3 protein-coding genes are annotated in these 2,870 nt (G+C 71.0%); all 3 read left to right on the top strand.

The window, feature by feature from the left end:
• The first annotated feature begins 4 nt into the window (after positions 1-4).
• From J0670_RS34770 to J0670_RS34760, 3 genes are read left to right on the top strand one after another with little or no spacing between them, the layout of a single operon-like run.
• Positions 5-904: an ABC transporter substrate-binding protein gene (locus J0670_RS34770; RefSeq protein WP_207816443.1), complete on the top strand. Its 900-nt coding sequence runs from the start codon at positions 5-7 to the stop codon at positions 902-904.
• On the top strand, positions 901-1,815 hold the full coding sequence (locus J0670_RS34765) for an amino acid ABC transporter permease (protein WP_207816441.1): 915 nt from the start codon (positions 901-903) through the stop codon (positions 1,813-1,815). Before J0670_RS34770 ends, J0670_RS34765 begins: the two co-directional genes overlap by 4 nt.
• Positions 1,812-2,639, top strand: a complete 828-nt coding sequence (locus tag J0670_RS34760; protein WP_207816431.1) for an amino acid ABC transporter ATP-binding protein — start codon at positions 1,812-1,814, stop codon at positions 2,637-2,639. The genes J0670_RS34765 and J0670_RS34760 overlap by 4 nt, the downstream gene beginning before the upstream one ends.
• Positions 2,640-2,870: the final 231 nt, after the last annotated feature.

Below are 2,870 nucleotides of genomic sequence, written 5' to 3'. Positions count from 1 at the left end.
TGTCATGACCCTCCGCAAGCCGTCCGCCGCACTGCCCCTCGCCGCGCTGGTGGCCGCCGCCGCGCTCACCGCGTGCGCGCCGCAGGACGCCAAGTCCGACGGGGCCGCCGCCTCCGGTGCCTCGGGCACGGCGGGTGCGGCCGCTGCGGCGGCGAGCTGCGCGCCGGGCGGGTTGGCCACCCGTACGTCCGGGAAGCTGACCATCGGCACCGACAAGCCGGCGTACGACCCGTGGTTCTCCGAGGACAAGCCGGAGAACGGCAAGGGCTTCGAGTCGGCCGTGGCGTACGCCGTGGCGGAGAAGCTGGGCTACCCGAAGGACAAGGTCTCCTGGGTGGTCTCGCCGTTCGGCAAGGCGACCGCGCCGGGGGCCAAGGACTTCGACTTCGACATCAACCAGGTGTCCATCAGCGACGAGCGCAAGCAGGCCGTGGACTTCTCCTCCGGCTACTACGACGTGCGCCAGGCCGTCATCGCGCTGAAGGGCTCGAAGGCGGCGGATGCCAAGAGCATCGCCGATCTGAAGGGCGCCAAGCTGGGCGCGCAGGTCGGCACCACCAGCCTGGACACCGTCACCAACACCATCAAGCCGAGCACCCAGCCGGCCGTGTTCGACTCCAACGACCTGGCCAAGGCCGCGCTGAAGAACGGTCAGGTCGAGGCGCTGGTGGTGGACCTGCCGACCGCCTTCTACATCACCGGCGCCGAGGTGCCGGAGGCTCAGGTGGTGGGGCAGTTCGAGACGGCCTCGCAGGGTGAGCAGTTCGGCCTGGTGCTGGACAAGGGCTCCAAGCTGACCACCTGCGTGTCGCAGGCGGTGGACGCGCTGCGCGCGGACGGGACGCTGGCGAAGCTCGAGAAGCAGTGGCTGTCCGACGCCGTCTCGGCACCGGTGCTGAAGTGAGCGGGGACGCGAGAACGGCGGAACCGGTCGACGTCACGAAGGACGGGGCCGAGGACGCGGACGACGGCTACCGCCCGTCCCAGCGGCGGCTGGCGCACGAGGCGTACCGGCGCGGACGGGCCCGGCGCTCGGCGCTGATCGCCACCGCGTCGACCCTGGTGACGGCGGTCGCGCTCTACCTGCTGATCGTCAACTCCCCCGGCTGGGAGGTGACCCGGCGCACCTTCTTCAACCTGGACTACGCCCGGCAGGCGCTGCCCGAGGTGCTGCGGGGGCTGCGGCTCAACCTGGAGCTGATGCTCGGCTGCGGGGTGCTCATCCTCCTGTTCGGTCTGCTGCTCGCGGTGCTGCGGACGCTGCGCGGGCCGGTGTTCCTGCCAGTGCGGCTGCTGGCGACGGCGTACGTGGACTTCTTCCTCGGGCTGCCGATGATCATCTGCCTTCTGGTCATGATCACCGGGGTGCCGGCGCTCCGGCTCAGCGGGGTGACCACCGATCCGCTGCTGCTCGGCGGGGCGGCACTGGTGCTGACGTACTCGGCGTACGTGTCGGAGGTCTTCCGCTCGGGCATCGAGTCGGTGCACCCGAGCCAGCGGGCGGCGGCGCGGTCGCTGGGGCTGACCAACGCGCAGGCGATGCGGTACGTGGTGCTGCCGCAGGCGGTGCGCCGGGTGGTGCCGCCGCTGCTGAACAACCTGGTGAGCCTTCAGAAGGACACCGGGCTGGTCTCCATCGGCGGTGCGATCGACGCGGTGTACGCGGCGAAGATCATCGCGGCGCACTCGTTCAACTTCACGCCGTACCTGGTGGCGGGGCTGGTGTTCATCGTGCTGACCATTCCGCTGACCCGGTTCGCCGACTGGCTGACCGGCCGGATGAACCGTCGCCAGTTCCAAGGGGGTGCGGTATGACCGCGGGTCTCGCGAGTCCGAGCGCAGGTGCAGCTGCGGGCGCGGGTTCGGGTTCGGGCGCCGGCGCGGGTTCGGGCGACGTGCTCCGGCTGGAGTCGGTGCGCAAGAGCTTCGGCGGCCAGGTGGTGCTGCGCGACGTGGGCCTCGCTGTGCCCGAGCACTCGGTGACGGCACTGATCGGGGCGTCCGGCTCCGGGAAGTCCACGCTGATGCGGTGCGTCAACCTGCTGGAGCGGATCGACGACGGGGCGATCTTCCTGGACGGCGAGGAGATCACCGACCCCCGGGCCGACGAGGACGCCGTACGGCGCCGGATCGGGGTGGTTTTCCAGTCGTACAACCTGTTCCCGCACATGACGGTGCTGGACAACATCACGCTCGCGCCGCGCCGGGTGCACCGGGCCGGACGGGCGGAGGCCGAGGCGCGGGCGCTGGAGCTGCTGGACAGGCTCGGGCTGGCGGCGAAGGCGAAGGAGTACCCGGACCGGCTCTCCGGCGGGCAGCAGCAGCGCGTCGCCATCGTGCGGGCGCTGGCCGCCGGGCCCCGGTTGCTGCTGCTCGACGAGATCACCGCGGCGCTCGACCCGGTGCTGGTCGGGGAGGTGCTCTCGGTCGTACGGGACCTCAAGGAGCAGGGGATGACGATGGTCCTCTCCACCCATGAGATGGGCTTCGCGCGCGAGGTCGCCGACCAGGTCTGCTTCCTGGACGGCGGGGTGGTGCTCGAACAGGGGCCGCCGGAGCAGGTGTTCGGCGATCCGCAGGAGGAGCGGACCCGGCAGTTCCTCAGCCGGGTGGTCGCCTCGGGGCGGCTCCCGGGCTGAGCCTCCGGCGACGGGGCGGTGGTCGGCGCTCGGCGCTCGGCCGGAGCGGTATGGGTCGGTTCGGGTCGCGTGAGGCGGCTCGCACCACGGTGGGCACCACTGTGCGCCCCTGTACGCGCCCTGGTCGCGCCAGGGAGGGAACCGTGATCGTGGACGGGACAGCCGTCATCGCGGGCGAATGACAGCGAACAGGCGACAGAGAACAGATGACAGATGACAGATGACAGATGA

It is taken from the genome of Streptomyces sp. FH025, assembly GCF_017427025.1.
In the GTDB taxonomy this organism is placed as follows: Bacteria; Actinomycetota; Actinomycetes; order Streptomycetales; family Streptomycetaceae; genus Kitasatospora.
Note: the sequence above shows the minus strand (reverse complement) of the source record. Positions and strands in the feature narration are given on the sequence as shown.